Consider the following 14,221-nt stretch of genomic DNA (forward strand, 5'->3'; position numbering starts at 1 on the left):
CCGGGCCTCTTCAGGCTTACTGGACCTGGCTACTGAATCTGGCGGGTCACGCCATCCGGCCCGTGTTCCAGAACGACGCCGCCGCCATTATAGGCCGCGTCGCCCACACGCTGGTTGGGCAGCGAGACGCCGGCCAGCGGGTCGGCCTGGCGCACCGTGGTCTGCACCGGCGGCATCGGCGCCTGCACCGGCTGCTGGATCATCACCGGGGCCGGGGCGGCCATCGGCGTCATCACCGGGTGGTTGATCGGCAGGTTCGGCGAGACACCGCCACCCTGCGCATGGGCACCAACGGCGCCGAGCATCAGCACACCGGCCAGAATCATGGTCTTACGGATCATCGGCGTTCTCCTCTTGCTCCGTGTCATGCCATCAAAACGCTCCCGGGCGGCGTCGGTTGCGCTGCCCCCTTACGGGCCTCTCCGCGCGCCGTGGGGGATGAGGCGTTTTGTCCAATTCTTACGCAACGCATCCCGCAATATTGTTCGCGTCGAACGGCTTAGGCGGTCGTTTCTTTTTGTTCATTCCGGACAATGCATATATTTTTGTCCGCAGGCCTGATCATCCGGGGGTGGGGGGATGCCCTTAAATAGCATTTCCCTTATATAAGAGATTGCCTTGATACGCCGGCAGCACCCTCGGCATCGGGCAGCCGTCGCGGGACGGCGAGGCCCCGGCACCGCGGAGTGCCGGGACCGGGCCGACCCGTGCCGCGTCGCGTCATTCCACGCGCCGCGAACCTGTGAAGGGGGGGGCCGGCGCCGGCCGGCACACCGCATGGAGCTCGACGTCGTCGGCCTCTCGCGACTGCAATTCGCGATGACGGCCCTCTACCACTTCCTCTTCGTGCCGCTCACGCTCGGCCTGTCCGTCGTCATCGCCATCATGGAGACGGTCTATGTCATGACCGCCCGCCCCATCTGGCGGGAAATGACGAAGTTCTGGGGCAGCCTGTTCGGCATCAACTTCGTCCTCGGCGTGGCCACGGGCCTGACGATGGAATTCCAGTTCGGCATGAACTGGAGCTACTACAGCCATTATGTGGGCGACATTTTCGGCGCGCCCCTGGCCATCGAAGGGCTGATGGCGTTCTTCCTCGAAGCCACCTTCGTGGGCCTGTTCTTCTTCGGCTGGGACCGCATGTCCAAGCTGGGGCACCTCGCCGCCACCTGGGCGGTGGCCGCCGGCTCCAACTTCTCCGCCCTCTGGATCCTGATCGCCAATGGCTGGATGCAGAACCCGGTCGGCAGCGCCTTCAATCCCGCCACCATGCGGATGGAGGTGGTCAATTTCTTCGAGGTCGTGTTCAACCCCGTCGCCCAGGCGAAGTTCGTGCACACCGTCTCGGCGGGCTATGTCACGGCCTCGGCCTTCGTGCTCGGCGTCTCGGCCTGGTATGTGCTGAAGGGCCGGCACGTGGCGCTCGCCAAGCGTTCCATGGCGGTCGCGTGCTCCTTCGGGCTGCTCTCCTCCCTCTCGGTGGTCGTTCTGGGCGATGAGAGCGGGTATCTGGCCAATGAGCACCAGCGCATGAAGCTCGCGGCCATCGAGGGCATGTGGGAGACGGAGGCGGCACCCGCCGCCTTCACCGCCATCGGCTTCCCGAACCAGGCCGCGCGGGAAACCCACCATATCCTGCAGATCCCGGGCGCGCTGGGGCTGATCGCCACGCGCTCCCTCAACACCGAGGTTCCGGGCATCCGCGAACTGGTGGCCCGCGCGCAGGAACGCATCCGCAGCGGCATCCTCGCCTATGACGCGCTGCAGACCATCCGGGCCGCGCGCGGCGCCGGCGTGCCCACCGATGTCCGCAACGCCTTCGAGGAGAACGGCACCAACCTGGGCTATGCGCTGCTGCTGCTGCGCCATGTGGACGACCCGCGCCGGGCGACGCCCGCGCAGATCGAGGCCGCCTCCTGGGACCTGGTGCCGCCGGTGGCCCCGCTGTTCTGGTCCTTCCGCATCATGGTGGCCATCGGCTTCTTCCTGATCCTGCTGATGGGCACCTTCTTCTGGCTGTCGGCGAAGCAGCGGCTCGATCACTATCGATGGCTGCTGTGGGTCGCGGTATGGGCCATCCCGCTGCCCTGGATCGCGGCCGAGATGGGCTGGATCGTGGCCGAGCTCGGCCGCCAGCCCTGGGTGGTGGAGGGGGTGCTGCCCACCGCCGTCGCCGTCTCCAGCCTGGGCATCACCCAGGTGGCGCTGACGCTGGCGGGGTTCGTCATCCTCTACAGCGCGCTGTTCGTGGTGGAGATGGGGCTGATGCTGCGCGCCATCCGCAAGGGCCCGCCGCCCGAGGCCGACCTGCCCTACCTGCCCTATGCCCAATCCGCGCCCACGCGCGGCATCCTGCCCGCGGAGTGACCTGACATGACGCTCCATACGCTGATCGACTTCGAGATCCTGCGCCTGATCTGGTGGGTGCTGCTGGGCGTGCTGCTGATCGGCTTCGCCGCGACCGACGGCTTCGACATGGGGGTCGGCGCCCTGCTGCCCTTCGTGGCGAAGACCGACGCCGAGCGCCGGGTGGCCATCAACACGGTGGGCCCGGTGTGGGAGGGCAACCAAGTGTGGTTCATCCTGGGGGGCGGCGCCATCTTCGCCGCCTGGCCGCCGCTCTATGCCGTGTCCTTCTCGGGCTTCTACCTGGCGATGTTCGTGGTGCTGGCGGCGCTGATCCTGCGCCCGGTGGCCTTCAAGTACCGCAGCAAGCGGGACTGCCCGCGCTGGCGCGCCGCCTGGGACTGGGCGCTGTTCATCGGCGGCTTCGTGCCGGCGCTGATCTTCGGCGTGGCGGTGGGCAATGTGCTGCAGGGCGTGCCCTTCCGGCTGAATGATGACCTGCGCGCCTTCTACGAGGGCTCCTTCTTCGGGCTGCTGAACCCCTTCGCGCTGCTGTGCGGGCTGTTGTCCGTCTCGATGCTGGTGATGCACGGGGGCGGCTGGCTGGCCCTGAAGGCCGAGGGCGCGGTGGCTGCCCGCGCCAGGGCCTATGGCAGCATCGCGGCCCTGGCCACCATCGTGCTGTTCGCCCTGGCGGGGCTGATGCTCTGGGCCTTCATCGACGGCTACCGCATCGTCGGCGAGGTCGCGGTCGCAGGCCCCTCGAACCCGCTGATCAAGAATGCGACGGTCGCGGCGGGTGCCTGGTTCGACAATTACGCTGCCCGGCCCTGGCAATGGGTGGCGCCGGCCATGGGCCTGGTGGGCGCGGCGCTGGCGCTGGTCAGCCTGCAATCGCGCTTCGACGGTCTGCCCATCCTGGCCTCCGGCGTGTCCATCTTCGGCGTGATCTCGACGGTGGGGCTCGCGATGTTCCCCTTCATCCTGCCTTCCTCGATCGACCCCCGTTCGAGCCTGACGGTGTGGGACAGCAGTTCCTCGCACCAGACGCTGTTCATCATGCTGTGCGTCACCGTGATCTTCCTGCCGATCGTGCTCGCCTATACCGCCTGGGCCTACCGGATCCTGTGGGGCAAGGTGACCGAGGGGCAGGTGACCGGCGAACACGGCCACTTCTACTGAGGAGAGAAACGCGATGTGGTACTTCACCTGGCTCCTCGGCCTGCCGCTGGCCGCCGCCTTCGCCGTGCTGAACGCGATGTGGTTCGAGATGCGCGAGGACGACGCCAACCGCCGGTGATGCCGGAAAGCAGGGCCGGCGCCTGGCTGCAGGTGCTGGCCTCTCTGTTGTGGGTGCCGCAGGCGGCGCTCATCGCCGCGCTGGTGGCAGGCATCGCCGGGGCCGGCGGGCCGCTGTTCTGGTTCGCGGCCGGCATCGCGGCCATCGGCGCGCTGCGCGCCGGGGCCGAGGCGCTGGGCCAGCGGATGGTGTTCCGCGCCGCGCGCGCGGGGCTCACGGCGCAGCGCCGCCGGGCGGTCGGGAGCCTGGCCGCGCGCTCGCCGCTGGATACCGGCCGCCCTGCCTCGGGCGCCGCCGCCGCCGCCCTGGCCGAGCAGGCGGAGGCGGTGCTGCCCTATCTCTCCCGCTATCGCCCCGCCCGGTTGCGCAGCACGGTGGTGCCCTGCGTGCTGCTGCTGGTGGTGCTGACGCAAAGCTGGCTGGCGGCGCTGGTCCTGCTGGTCGCGGCCCCGCTGATCCCGCTGTTCATGGCCCTCGTCGGCCTGCGCGCCAAGGAAGCCAGCGAGGCGCAGATGCTGGAGATCGGCGGCATGAACGCATTGCTGCTGGACCGGCTGCGGGGTCTGGCCACCATCCGTGCCTTCGATGCGGTGGATGCCACGGCCCGCCGCCTGCGCGCGGCGGCCGAATCCCTGCGGGCCCGCAGCATGGCGGTGCTGCGCATCGCCTTCCTGTCCTCCGCGGTGCTGGAGCTGTTCGCATCCCTCGGGGTGGCGATGGTGGCGGTCTATGTGGGCTTCCACCTGCTGGGCACGCTGGAATTCGGCGCCTGGGGCGGGCGGATGGGCCTCGGCCCCGCGCTGTTCGTGCTGCTGCTGGCACCCGCCTTCTTCGAGCCGCTGCGGGACCTGGCCGCCGCCTGGCACGACCGCGCGGCGGGCGAGGCGGCGCTGGCGTCCCTCGATGCCCTGGCCGCGCCCCCTGCCCTGGCGCTGCCCGAGGCACGCGCGGCCGTAGAAGCGGAAGGCACCGCCCCCGGCGTCTCGGTGCGCGGGCTGGCCTTCCGGCATGCCGGGGCGGCGGGGCCGGTGCTGGACGGCTTCGAGCTGGACATCGCCCCTGGCGAGCATGTGGCGCTGCTCGGCGCCTCGGGCGCCGGCAAATCCACCCTGCTGGCGCTGCTGGCGGGGCTGGCGGCGCCCCAGGGCGGCCGGATCGCCATCGGCCCGCGCGGCCTGGAACCCGCCGCCCTGCGCGGGCGCATCGCCTGGCTCGGCCAGCAGCCGGAGCTGTTCGCCGGCAGCCTGCGCGCCAACCTTCTGCTGGGCCGCCCGGGGCTGGACCCCGAGCCATGGCGCCGCGCGCTGTTGCCCGACCTGCCGCCCGACCGCCCCATCGGCGAGGACGGCGCCGGGCTGTCGGGGGGCGAGGCGCTGCGCCTCGGCCTGGCGCGGGCCGTGCTGCCCCCCGGCGCCGGCCTGATCCTGGCCGATGAGCCCACCGCCCATCTGGACGCCGCCACCGCGCGGGAGGTGACTACGGCGCTGCTGCTGGCGGCCCGGGGCCGCACCCTGCTGCTGGCCACCCATGACCCCGTCCTGGCGGCGCGGATGGACCGGGTGGTGCGGCTGTGAGGCGCCTTGTCCCCCTGCGGCAGGTCGTGTCGCTGTTCCTGTCCCAGCGGGGCGGCGCGATGGCCGTCGGCGCCGTGCTGGCCGCGCTGGCGGTGCTGGCGGGGGTGGCGCTGCTGGGTCTGTCGGGCTGGTTCATCACCGCCACCGCGCTGGCCGGGCTGGTGCCGGCCGGCGCCCTGATGTTCGACGTGTTCATGCCCGGCGCCGGCATCCGGCTGCTGGCCATCCTGCGCACCGCCGCCCGATATGGCGAGCGCGTGGTGGCGCATGACGCGACGCTCGCCCTGCTGGCCGCATTGCGGGAGAGGCTGTTCCGCGGCTTCGCGCAGCCGGGCATCGCGCGCGCCCTGGCGGCACGCCCGGCGCGGCTGCTGTTCCGGCTCTCGGTCGATGTGGATGCGCTGGATTCCGTCTATCTGCGGCTGCTGGTGCCGGGGGCGGCGGCGGTAGCCACGGCGCTGTGCGCCGGTGTGGCGCTGGCGCTGATCGACTGGCGCCTGGGGGTGGGCCTGCCGGCGGCGCTGCTGCTGCCGGGGCTCGGCCTGCCCCTCTGGCTGGCAGGGGCCGCCGAGCGCGCCGCCCGCCGCCGCGCCGCCGCGCTGGAGGCGCTGCGGGTGCGCGGGGTGGATCTGGTGGCGGGACAGACCGCCTGGCTGATGGCCGGGCGCCTGCCGGCCCAGACCGAGGCGGTGATGGCCGCCGAAGCCCGGCTGGCCGAGGCAGACGACGCGCTGCACCGGCTGGAGACGCTGGCGGGGCTCGTGTTTGGCCTGGCCGGCGCCTTGCTGCTGGGGGGAATGGGCTGGGCTGTGGCGGCACTCGGCCTGCCGGCGCCCCAGGCGGCACTGGCCCTGCTGGTGGCGCTGGCGGCGATGGAGCCCTTCGCCGCGCTGCGCCGGGGCGCGATCGAGATGGGGCGCGGGGCACGGGCCGCCGCAAGGCTGCTGCCCGCCATGGAAGCGGTGCCGCCGGCGCCGGCGATGCTGCCCCCTCAGGGCGTGGCGCTCCGCCTCTCGGCGCTGCGCTATACCCCGCCCGGGGCGGCGCGCCCGCTGTTCGACGGGCTGTCGCTGGACATCGCCACGGGGGAATACCTGGTGGTCACGGGCCCCAGCGGCGCGGGGAAATCCACCCTGCTGGCCCTGCTGACCGGCGAGGCCACACCGCAGTCGGGCGGCATCGCGCTGCTGCCCCACGCCCTGCTCAGCCAGCGCGTGGAGCTGTTCCAGGACAGCCTGCGCGGCAATCTGCTGCTGGCCGCGCCCGGGGCCGACGACGCGGCACTGGCGGCGGCCCTGCAGGAGGCCGGGCTGGAAGGCCTGTCGCTGGACAGCCGGCTGGGCGAGGGCGGCGCGGGTCTGTCGGCCGGGCAGCGCCGGCGCCTGGCACTCGCGCGGGTTCTGCTGCGCGATGCCCCGCTCTGGCTGCTGGATGAGGCGACGGAGGCGCTGGACGGCGACACGGCACGCCAGGTGCTGGCACGCCTGGGCCGGCGCGACGGCCAGGCGGTGCTGGCCGTCGCCCATCTGCGGCGGGAAGCGGAGATGGCGGACCGGATCATCCGGCTGGAACAGGGCAGGATCACGGGCGAGTGGCGGCGGGGCAAGGCGGGCTTCGCCGAGGCGCTGGCAAGGCTGCGCCCGGGCTGAGGCTCAGGACTCCGCCCGGAAGCCGGATTCCCGCACGATCGGCGCCCAGCGTTCCTGTTCCTGCCGGATACGCGCCGCGAAGGCGGCAGGCGTGGGGAAGCTGGTGACGGGCGCCTGGTCCAGCCGCGCCAGCACCTCACGCAGGTCCGGCTTGGCGGCGGCGGCAAGCGTCAGCTGCGCCAGCTTGTCCGCCATCGGCTGCGGCGTGCCAGCCGGCAGCGCCAGGCCATAGAGCGCCAGCGCCGTCATCTCGGGATAGCCGAGTTCCGCGAAGCTGGGCACGTCGGGCAGCGAGGGCACCCGATCCTCCGAGGAGACGGCCAGCACGCGCAGCCGCCCCGCCTGGTGCAGCTGCGTCACGTTGCCGCCCACCTGCATGGCGGCACCCAGGCGCAGCGCCTCCAGGTCGGACAGCATCTGCGCGGTCTCCCGGTAGGGCACATGGGTCATGTTCATGCCGAAGCGCCGCGCCATCAGCACCGTCAGGAAATGCAGGCCGGAGCCGGCGGCGGGGCTGCCGTAGGTGATGTCCTGCTGGGTGCGGCCCCAGGCAACGAATTCCGCGAAAGTCCTGGCCGGGTGGTTCGCGCCCACTGCGAAACTGTAGGCAAAGCCAGAAGTGGCCCCTACCGGCAGCAGGTCCACCAGCGGATCATAGCGCAGGTTGGCGCCGTAGACGGCGGGGAAGATGGTCAGCGCGCTCTCGGGTGTCATCAGGATGGTGGCACCGTCGGGGGCGGCTGTCTTCACCGCCTCCACCGCCAGGCGGCCATTGGCGCCGGTGCGGTTTTCCACCACCACGCCGGCGGCATATTCGCCCTGCCATTCGCGGGCATACAGGCGCGCCACCGTGTCCATCGCCGTGCCGGCGGCATAGCCGATGATGAGGCGCGCCGGGCGCGGCAGAAGCTGGGCGCGGGCCACGCCCGGCATGGCCAGGGCAAGTGCCGCGAGGCCACGGCGCGGCAGGGTCAGAGACATGATGTTCGTCCTCCGGCGCCGTCGCGGCGCCCCTGGATGGTCATGGCCGCACGACACGGGAATTCCCTTTCCGGCAATGCCGGAAATCCCTTATAATATTCTGTTTTTATTATGTTTATTATCAATTTTCCGGGTGGGCTGCGCCCCCGCCCCGCTCTAGCCTGCGCCGGCAAGGAAAGGAGCCGGCGATGAGCACGCTGCACGAGACGTCCCTGGTGATCGATGGGCTGATCGTCTCGAAATGGGGTCCGGAGGTTTTCGCGGCGATGCAGGCCGGGGGGCTGACCGCCGCCAACTGCACCTGCGGCATCTGGGAGGGATTCGAGGCCTCGATCGACGCCATCGCGCAGTGGAAGCTGTGGTTCCGTGCCCACCCCGAGCTGCTGCTGCAGGTCTACACGCCCGACGACATCCTGCGCGCCAAGGCCGAGGGGCGCGTCGGCATCATCCTGGGCTGGCAGAACTCGGTGGGCTTCGGCGAGGATCTGCGCCGGGTGCCGCTCTTCGCCGAGCTCGGCCTGCGGGTGGTGCAGATGACCTATCACACCGCGAACATGGCGGGGTCCGGCTGCCTGGAATCGCGCGACCGCGGCCTGACCGACTGGGGCCACGACCTGGTGGCCGCGCTGAACGCCGAGGGCATCCTGATCGACCTGAGCCATGTGGGCACCGAGACGGCGGCGGATATCGTGAAGGCCTCCCGCCAGCCCGTCGCCTATACGCACTGCGCGCCGATGGCGCTGAAGGAGCACCCGCGCAACAAGACCGACGCCGAGATGCGGCTGGTGGCCGAGCATGGCGGGCTGGTGGGGGTGACGATGTTCCCCCCCTTCATGCGGCGCGGCAGCGAGTCGACGCTGGAGGACTACCTGGACGCGATCGAGCACATCATCGGCGTCTGCGGCGAGGAACAGGCCGCGATCGGCACCGACTTCACCCAGGGCTATACGCCGGCCGATTTCGGCTACCTGCTGCGAGACAAGGGCTATGGCCGGCAACTGATCCAGCCCAAGGGCGCGGTGTTCCCACCGGATTTCGGGCGCATCGAGCAATACCCCAACCTGACCGCCGCGATGGAACGGCGCGGCTGGACGGCCGCGCGCATCGCCCGGTTGCTGGGCGGCAACTGGCTGCGGCTGTTCAGGGAGGTGTGGCGCTGAGGCGATAGGAATGTCCAATTAGCGAACGTTCTATGATTATCCCGCGAGCTTTGACGGCACTCAAGCGGAAATGTTGCACCGGGGCTTTGCCCCGGATCCCCCACCAAGGGGCTCTGCCCCTTGGATCCCCGCCAGGACCGTAGCGGCCCTGGACCCCGGGAACCTGGCGCCAAACCCTGACAAGGTCTTTCCTACTGATTTTTATAATGAAATTTGTGCCTCGCTTACCCGGCATCGGCGCCAAACTCTTATCAGGTCCAGGAGATATGATCGACTGGCGGGGCTCCAAGGGGCAGAGCCCCTTGGTGGGGGTGTCGGGGGCGAGGCCCCTGACCCGGCCTCGCAAGATTCCGCATTGACGCACCGCGACATCGCCATTTATCGTTTTTATGTTCGATAATTGGACATTTTCGACCCCGTGACTGCCTTCTCCTTCCTCAACCTGGCCCGCAATGCCCTGACGGGGCATCGCAACTGGGCGCGCATGTGGCGCAGCCCGCCGCCCCAGCCCGCCTATGACGTGGTGCTGGTGGGCGGCGGCGGGCATGGGCTGGCCACGGCCTATTACCTGGCGAAGCTGCACGGCATCCGCCGCGCGGCCGTGCTGGAGAAATCCTGGCTCGGCGGCGGCAATACCGGGCGCAACACCACCATGGTGCGCTCCAACTACCTGCTGCGGCCCAACGCGATGTTCTACGAACACTCCCTGAAACTGTGGGAAGGGCTGAGCGGGGAACTGAACTACAATGTCATGTTCAGCCAGCGCGGCTGCATCACCCTGGCCCACACGCAATCCGACCTGACGGGGCTGATGCGGCGTGGCAATGCCATGCGCCTGAACGGCATCGATGCGGAACTGCTGGACCGCGAGGCGCTGGCCCGCCGCCTGCCCGCGCTGGACCTCTCGCCCACCGCGCGGCTGCCGGTGCTGGGCGGGCTGGAACAGCCCCGCGCCGGCACCGCCCGGCATGATGCGGTCGCCTGGGGCTATGCCCGCGCCGCCGACGCCATGGGCGTGGACATCATCCAGAACTGCGAGGTCACGGGCATCCGCCGCGAGGGCGGCCGCGTCACGGGGGTGGAGACCACGCTGGGCTTCATCGCGGCGCCCAAGGTCGGGCTGTGTGTCGCCGGCAGCTCTGGCCTGCTGGGCGCCATGGCGGGGCTGCGTCTGCCGATCGAGACCCATGTGCTGCAGGCCATGGTGTCTGAGCCGGTGAAGCCCGTGCTGGATGCCGTCGTCGCCTCCGGCGCGCTGCATTTCTACGCCAGCCAGTCCGACAAGGGGGAACTGGTGATGGGCGGCGACATCGACGGCCACAACTCCTATGCCCAGCGCGGCTCGCCCGTGCCGCTCGACCATGCGGTGGAATCCTGCCTGGCGTTGTTCCCCGCCTTCTCGCGCCTTCGGCAGCTGCGCAGCTGGGGCGGGCTGATGGACATGACCATGGACGGCAGCCCGATCATCGCGAAAACGCCGGTGGAAGGCCTCTATCTGAACGGGGGGTGGTGCTATGGCGGCTTCAAGGCGACGCCCGCCGGCGGCTGGTGCTTCGCCCACACCATCGCGCGCGATGAGCCGCACGCACTGAACGCCCCCTTCTCCCTGGACCGTTTCGCCACCGGCGCGCTGATCGACGAGCGCGGCGCGGGTGCGACGCCCTGGCTGCACTGATGCTGATCCCCTGCCCGCACTGCGGCCCCCGCGCCGCCGAGGAATTCGAGTATGGCGGCGATGCCTCCGCCCCGCCGACCATCCCGACCGAGGCCACCCCCGAGCAGGCTCACGCCGCCCTGCACCTGCGCGCCAACCCGCGTGGGCCGCACCGGGAGCTGTGGTACCACGCCGCCGGCTGCCGCCAGTGGTTCACGGCCCGCCGCGACACGCTGACCCATCGCTTCCTGGCGGAGGCACCATGATCCGCCGCATCCCTTTCCGCTTCGACGGGCGCGAATACCGGGGCCATGAGCGCGACACGCTCAGCTCCGCCCTGCTGGCCAATGGCGTGCGCATCGTGGGCCGCAGCTTCAAGTATCACCGGCCGCGCGGCATTTTCGGCTATGGCGCCGATGAGCCCAACGCGCTGTTCCAGCTGGGCGACGAACCCAATTGCCGCGGTGGCCTGACACCCCTGACAGCGGGGCTGGACGCCCGGGGCCAGAATGCCTGGCCCAGCGTGGGCTTCGACCTGGGCGCCGTGGCCGGGCTGGCCGCGCCGCTGCTGCCGGCGGGCTTCTACTACAAGACCTTCATGGCGCCGCGCCGGCTCTGGCCGCTGTATGAGGGGCTGATCCGCCGCGCCGCGGGGCTCGGCCGCGCGCCCCGCGCACCGGACCCGCACCGCTACGACACCCGGCACGCGCATGTGGAGGTGCTGGTGGTGGGCGGCGGGCCTGCCGGCATCGCGGCCGCCATGGCCGCCGCCGCGCCAGGCCGGCGCGTGATGCTGGTGGATGACGGCGCGCGGCTCGGCCTGATGGCCGGTGATCCTGACGCACGGATCGGCGGGCAGCCGGCCGCCGATTGGCTGGCGGCGCGCGAGGCGGAGCTGGCCGCCATGCCGGATGTCACCCTGCTGCGCCGCGCCACCGCCTATGCCGTCTCGGACAGCGGGCGGGTCGACGTGATCCAGCATCTGGACGGTGGCGGTGCCCGGCAATGCCGCTGGGTGCTGCATGCCGGGCGCATCATCCTGGCCACCGGCGCGCAGGAACGCCCGCTGGTCTTCGCCGACAACGACCGGCCGGGCGTGATGCTGGCCTCCGCCGCCCGTGCCTATGCCACGCGCCACGCGGCCCTGCCCGGCCGGCGGGCGGTGATCTTCACCGGGGATGACGGAGCCTATGGCACCGCCCTGGCCCTACAGGCGGCGGGGGTGGAGATCGAGGCCGTGGTCGATCCGCGCCCCCATGCCGGCCCCCTGGCCGAGGCCGCGCGCACGGCCGGTATCCGTTGCCTGCCGGGGCAGGTGGTGGTGAAGGCGCTGGGGGCGCGCGGCGTGAAAGGGTGCCTGGCCAGGCCCATCGAAGGCGGCGCCATGCGCCGGCTGAATGCCGACACGCTGCTGGTCTCCGGCGGCTTCACCCCCAATCTGCAGCTGTTCACCCAGGCCGGCGGCCGCACCGGCTTCGATGAGGGCTCAGGCGCCTTCCTGCCGGTGGCGGGCAGCACGGCGGTGGAATGCGTGGGCGGCTGCGCGGGGGCCGTCTCCCTCGCCGAGGCGCTGGCCCATAGCCTGCCCCCCGACGCGATGCCGGCCGTGGAGGAAGCGATTCCCGCGCCGCCCTCCACCCTCTCGGTGATGCCGAAACCGCGCGGGCTGCGCGGCAAGCGCTTCATAGACCTGCACAATGACGTGACGGTGGAGGACCTGAACCTCGCGGTGCGGGAGGGCTTCGGCCACATCGAGCAGGTGAAGCGCTACACCACGCTCGGCATGGGCACGGACCAGGGCCGGACCAGCGGGCTGATCGGCGCGGGGCACGCGGCCGGGCAGATGGGCCGCGCGCTGGCCGATGTGGGCGTGACGCGCCCGCGCCCGCCGGTCTCGCCCGTCACCTTCGGCGCGCTGGCCGGCGGGCATGTGGGGCCGAACATGGCACCCAGCCGTGTTACGCCCATCCAGCCCTGGCACGACGCGAACGGGGCGCGCATGGCCCAGGTCGGCAGTTGGCGCCGCCCGCAACTCTACCCCCGCGCCCACGAGACCGACCAGCAGGCCATCGACCGCGAGGTGCTGAACACCCGCACCGCCGTCGGCATCGTGGATGTCTCGACGCTCGGCAAGTTCGACCTGCGCGGGCGCGACGTGCCGGAGTTGCTGAACCGCGTCTATGTGAATGCCTGGTCCAACCTGCCCGTCGGCCGCTGCCGCTATGGCGTGATGCTGCGTGAGGACGGGATGGTGCTGGATGACGGCACCACGAGCCGCCTGGGCGAGAACCACTATGTGATGACCGTGACCACGGGCAATGCGGAGCGCGTGCAGGCACATCTGGACCGCCTGCTGCAGCTGGCCTGGCCCGAGCTGGACGTGCGGCTGACGCCCGTGACCGAGCAATGGGCCGCGATCGGCATCGCGGGCCCAAGGGCGCGCGAGGTGCTGGCCGCGCTGGCGGAATTCGACGTGTCGGATGCCGCCTTGCCCTATATGGCCCTGGCCCAGGGGCAGGTCGTGGGCATCCCGGCGCGGGTGTTCCGCATCAGCTTCTCCGGTGAGCGCGCGTATGAGGTGAATGTGCCGGCCCAGCACGGGCAGGCGCTGTGGGAAGCCGCGATGGCGGCCGGCGCCCAGCACGGCATCATGCCCTACGGCACGGAGGCCATGCTGACCATGCGGGCCGAGAAGGGCTTTTTCATGCCGGGCTTCGAGGCCGATGGCCGCACCACGCTGGACGATCTGGGGCTGGGGCGGATGATGAGCCGCAAGAAGGGCTGCGTCGGCCAGGCCGCTTTGCGCCGCCCTGCCTTCGCCGCCCCGGACCGCAAGCAGATGGTGGGGCTGCTGACGCTCGACGCCGCCCAGCCCATGCCGCGCGGCGCGCAGATCGTGGCCGATGGCCCCAGCATCGGCCACATCACGGCGGGCCTCTACAGCGCCACGCTGGAACGCTGGATCGCACTGGCCCTGGTGGAGGGCGGCCGCGCGCGGATGGGCGAGACGCTGACCGCCACTGCCCCCATGGCCGGACAATCCGTGCCGGTGCGGGTGGTGGATCCCGTCTTCCTGGACCCCGAGGGAGAACGCCTGCGTGGTTGAGCTGATCCCGTTGCCGCCGGCGCCGCTGACCACGCTGTGGGGCGACGCGCCCGGCCCGGAGCTGGGGCACGCCGTCTTCACCGCCCGTGGCGCGCTGCTGCGACTGGCGCCCCGGGAATGGCTTGCGATCGGCCCGGGTGACTGGCCGGGGCTGGAGGCGGTGGATGTCTCGGGCGCCTCGACGGGCTGGCGTCTGCGGGGCCCCGATGCCCGCGCGCTGCTCTCGCGCGGTGCCGCCATCGACCTCGACGCCCGGCATTTCCCGGCCGGGCATTGCGCCCGCACCCGGGTGGCGCGCTGCCCCGCCATCCTGCTGGCGCGCGGAGAGGGCGAGATCGACCTGCTGGCCGCCCGCAGCTACGCCCCCTGGCTGCAGGGTTGGCTGCTGGATGCGGCGGGGGTGGCGGGCCTTGCCTGACGTCATTGCGGCGCGGGCCGCCCCTGGCTATCC

General features: G+C 71.3%; 12 protein-coding genes. 10 read left to right on the forward strand and 2 right to left on the reverse strand.

The features are described 5' to 3' along the window. Positions 1-29: 29 nt before the first annotated feature. A complete protein-coding gene (locus EOD42_RS00300) occupies positions 30-341 on the reverse strand; it encodes a hypothetical protein (protein WP_127785065.1) in 312 nt (103 codons plus the stop codon). A 436-nt stretch (positions 342-777) separates the two neighbouring features. On the opposite strand from EOD42_RS00300, the gene EOD42_RS00305 reads away from it, so the two are divergent. Genes EOD42_RS00305 through EOD42_RS26455 form a run of 5 tightly spaced genes read left to right on the forward strand, consistent with a single transcriptional unit; the run spans position 778 to position 6,869 of the window. Beyond that, complete coding sequence (locus EOD42_RS00305) at positions 778-2,367, forward strand: cytochrome ubiquinol oxidase subunit I (protein ID WP_127785066.1); 1,590 nt, start codon at positions 778-780, stop codon at positions 2,365-2,367. A 6-nt stretch (positions 2,368-2,373) separates the two neighbouring features. Then, positions 2,374-3,528, forward strand: a complete 1,155-nt coding sequence (cydB, locus tag EOD42_RS00310; protein ID WP_127785067.1) for a cytochrome d ubiquinol oxidase subunit II — start codon at positions 2,374-2,376, stop codon at positions 3,526-3,528. Between the two features lie 13 nt (positions 3,529-3,541). Continuing rightward, on the forward strand, positions 3,542-3,646 hold the full coding sequence (gene cydX / locus EOD42_RS00315) for a cytochrome bd-I oxidase subunit CydX (protein WP_127785068.1): 105 nt from the start codon (positions 3,542-3,544) through the stop codon (positions 3,644-3,646). Beyond that, positions 3,646-5,220, forward strand: a complete 1,575-nt coding sequence (gene cydD, locus EOD42_RS00320; RefSeq protein ID WP_127785069.1) for a thiol reductant ABC exporter subunit CydD — start codon at positions 3,646-3,648, stop codon at positions 5,218-5,220. Before cydX ends, cydD begins: the two co-directional genes overlap by 1 nt. Next, on the forward strand, positions 5,217-6,869 hold the full coding sequence (locus EOD42_RS26455; RefSeq protein ID WP_276318115.1) for an ATP-binding cassette domain-containing protein: 1,653 nt from the start codon (positions 5,217-5,219) through the stop codon (positions 6,867-6,869). Before cydD ends, EOD42_RS26455 begins: the two co-directional genes overlap by 4 nt. A 3-nt stretch (positions 6,870-6,872) precedes the next feature. On the opposite strand, the gene EOD42_RS00330 is transcribed toward EOD42_RS26455, so the two are convergent. Continuing rightward, entirely contained in the window at positions 6,873-7,850 is a 978-nt protein-coding gene (locus EOD42_RS00330; protein WP_127785070.1) for a Bug family tripartite tricarboxylate transporter substrate binding protein, read from the reverse strand. A gap of 188 nt (positions 7,851-8,038) precedes the next feature. Here EOD42_RS00330 and EOD42_RS00335 point away from each other — a divergent pair, with 188 nt between their 5' ends. From EOD42_RS00335 to EOD42_RS00355, 5 genes are all read left to right on the forward strand, one after another. Then, on the forward strand, positions 8,039-9,010 hold the full coding sequence (locus EOD42_RS00335) for a dipeptidase (protein WP_127785071.1): 972 nt from the start codon (positions 8,039-8,041) through the stop codon (positions 9,008-9,010). A gap of 400 nt (positions 9,011-9,410) precedes the next feature. Next, on the forward strand, positions 9,411-10,685 hold the full coding sequence (locus tag EOD42_RS00340) for a sarcosine oxidase subunit beta family protein (RefSeq protein WP_240654727.1): 1,275 nt from the start codon (positions 9,411-9,413) through the stop codon (positions 10,683-10,685). Further along, a complete protein-coding gene (locus EOD42_RS00345) occupies positions 10,685-10,930 on the forward strand; it encodes a sarcosine oxidase subunit delta (protein ID WP_127785072.1) in 246 nt (81 codons plus the stop codon). Before EOD42_RS00340 ends, EOD42_RS00345 begins: the two co-directional genes overlap by 1 nt. Beyond that, complete coding sequence (locus tag EOD42_RS00350) at positions 10,927-13,770, forward strand: 2Fe-2S iron-sulfur cluster-binding protein (RefSeq protein ID WP_127785073.1); 2,844 nt, start codon at positions 10,927-10,929, stop codon at positions 13,768-13,770. The genes EOD42_RS00345 and EOD42_RS00350 overlap by 4 nt, the downstream gene beginning before the upstream one ends. Continuing rightward, entirely contained in the window at positions 13,763-14,188 is a 426-nt protein-coding gene (locus EOD42_RS00355) for a sarcosine oxidase subunit gamma family protein (protein ID WP_164867705.1), read from the forward strand. The genes EOD42_RS00350 and EOD42_RS00355 overlap by 8 nt, the downstream gene beginning before the upstream one ends. Positions 14,189-14,221 lie beyond the last annotated feature (33 nt).

The organism is Rhodovarius crocodyli (assembly GCF_004005855.1).
Taxonomy (GTDB): domain Bacteria; phylum Pseudomonadota; class Alphaproteobacteria; order Acetobacterales; family Acetobacteraceae; genus Rhodovarius; species Rhodovarius crocodyli.

Bases quoted from the DNA above. Each gene is read 5' to 3' on its own strand.
- EOD42_RS00350 (WP_127785073.1), top strand. From the start codon at position 10,927: ATGATCCGCCGCATCCCTTTCCGCTTCGACGGGCGCGAATACCGGGGC.
- EOD42_RS00300 (WP_127785065.1), bottom strand. From the start codon at position 341: ATGATCCGTAAGACCATGATTCTGGCCGGTGTGCTGATGCTCGGCGCC.
- cydX (WP_127785068.1), top strand. From the start codon at position 3,542: ATGTGGTACTTCACCTGGCTCCTCGGCCTGCCGCTGGCCGCCGCCTTC.
- cydB (WP_127785067.1), top strand. From the start codon at position 2,374: ATGACGCTCCATACGCTGATCGACTTCGAGATCCTGCGCCTGATCTGG.
- cydD (WP_127785069.1), top strand. From the start codon at position 3,646: ATGCCGGAAAGCAGGGCCGGCGCCTGGCTGCAGGTGCTGGCCTCTCTG.
- EOD42_RS00335 (WP_127785071.1), top strand. From the start codon at position 8,039: ATGAGCACGCTGCACGAGACGTCCCTGGTGATCGATGGGCTGATCGTC.
- EOD42_RS00345 (WP_127785072.1), top strand. From the start codon at position 10,685: ATGCTGATCCCCTGCCCGCACTGCGGCCCCCGCGCCGCCGAGGAATTC.
- EOD42_RS00305 (WP_127785066.1), top strand. From the start codon at position 778: ATGGAGCTCGACGTCGTCGGCCTCTCGCGACTGCAATTCGCGATGACG.
- EOD42_RS00330 (WP_127785070.1), bottom strand. From the start codon at position 7,850: ATGTCTCTGACCCTGCCGCGCCGTGGCCTCGCGGCACTTGCCCTGGCC.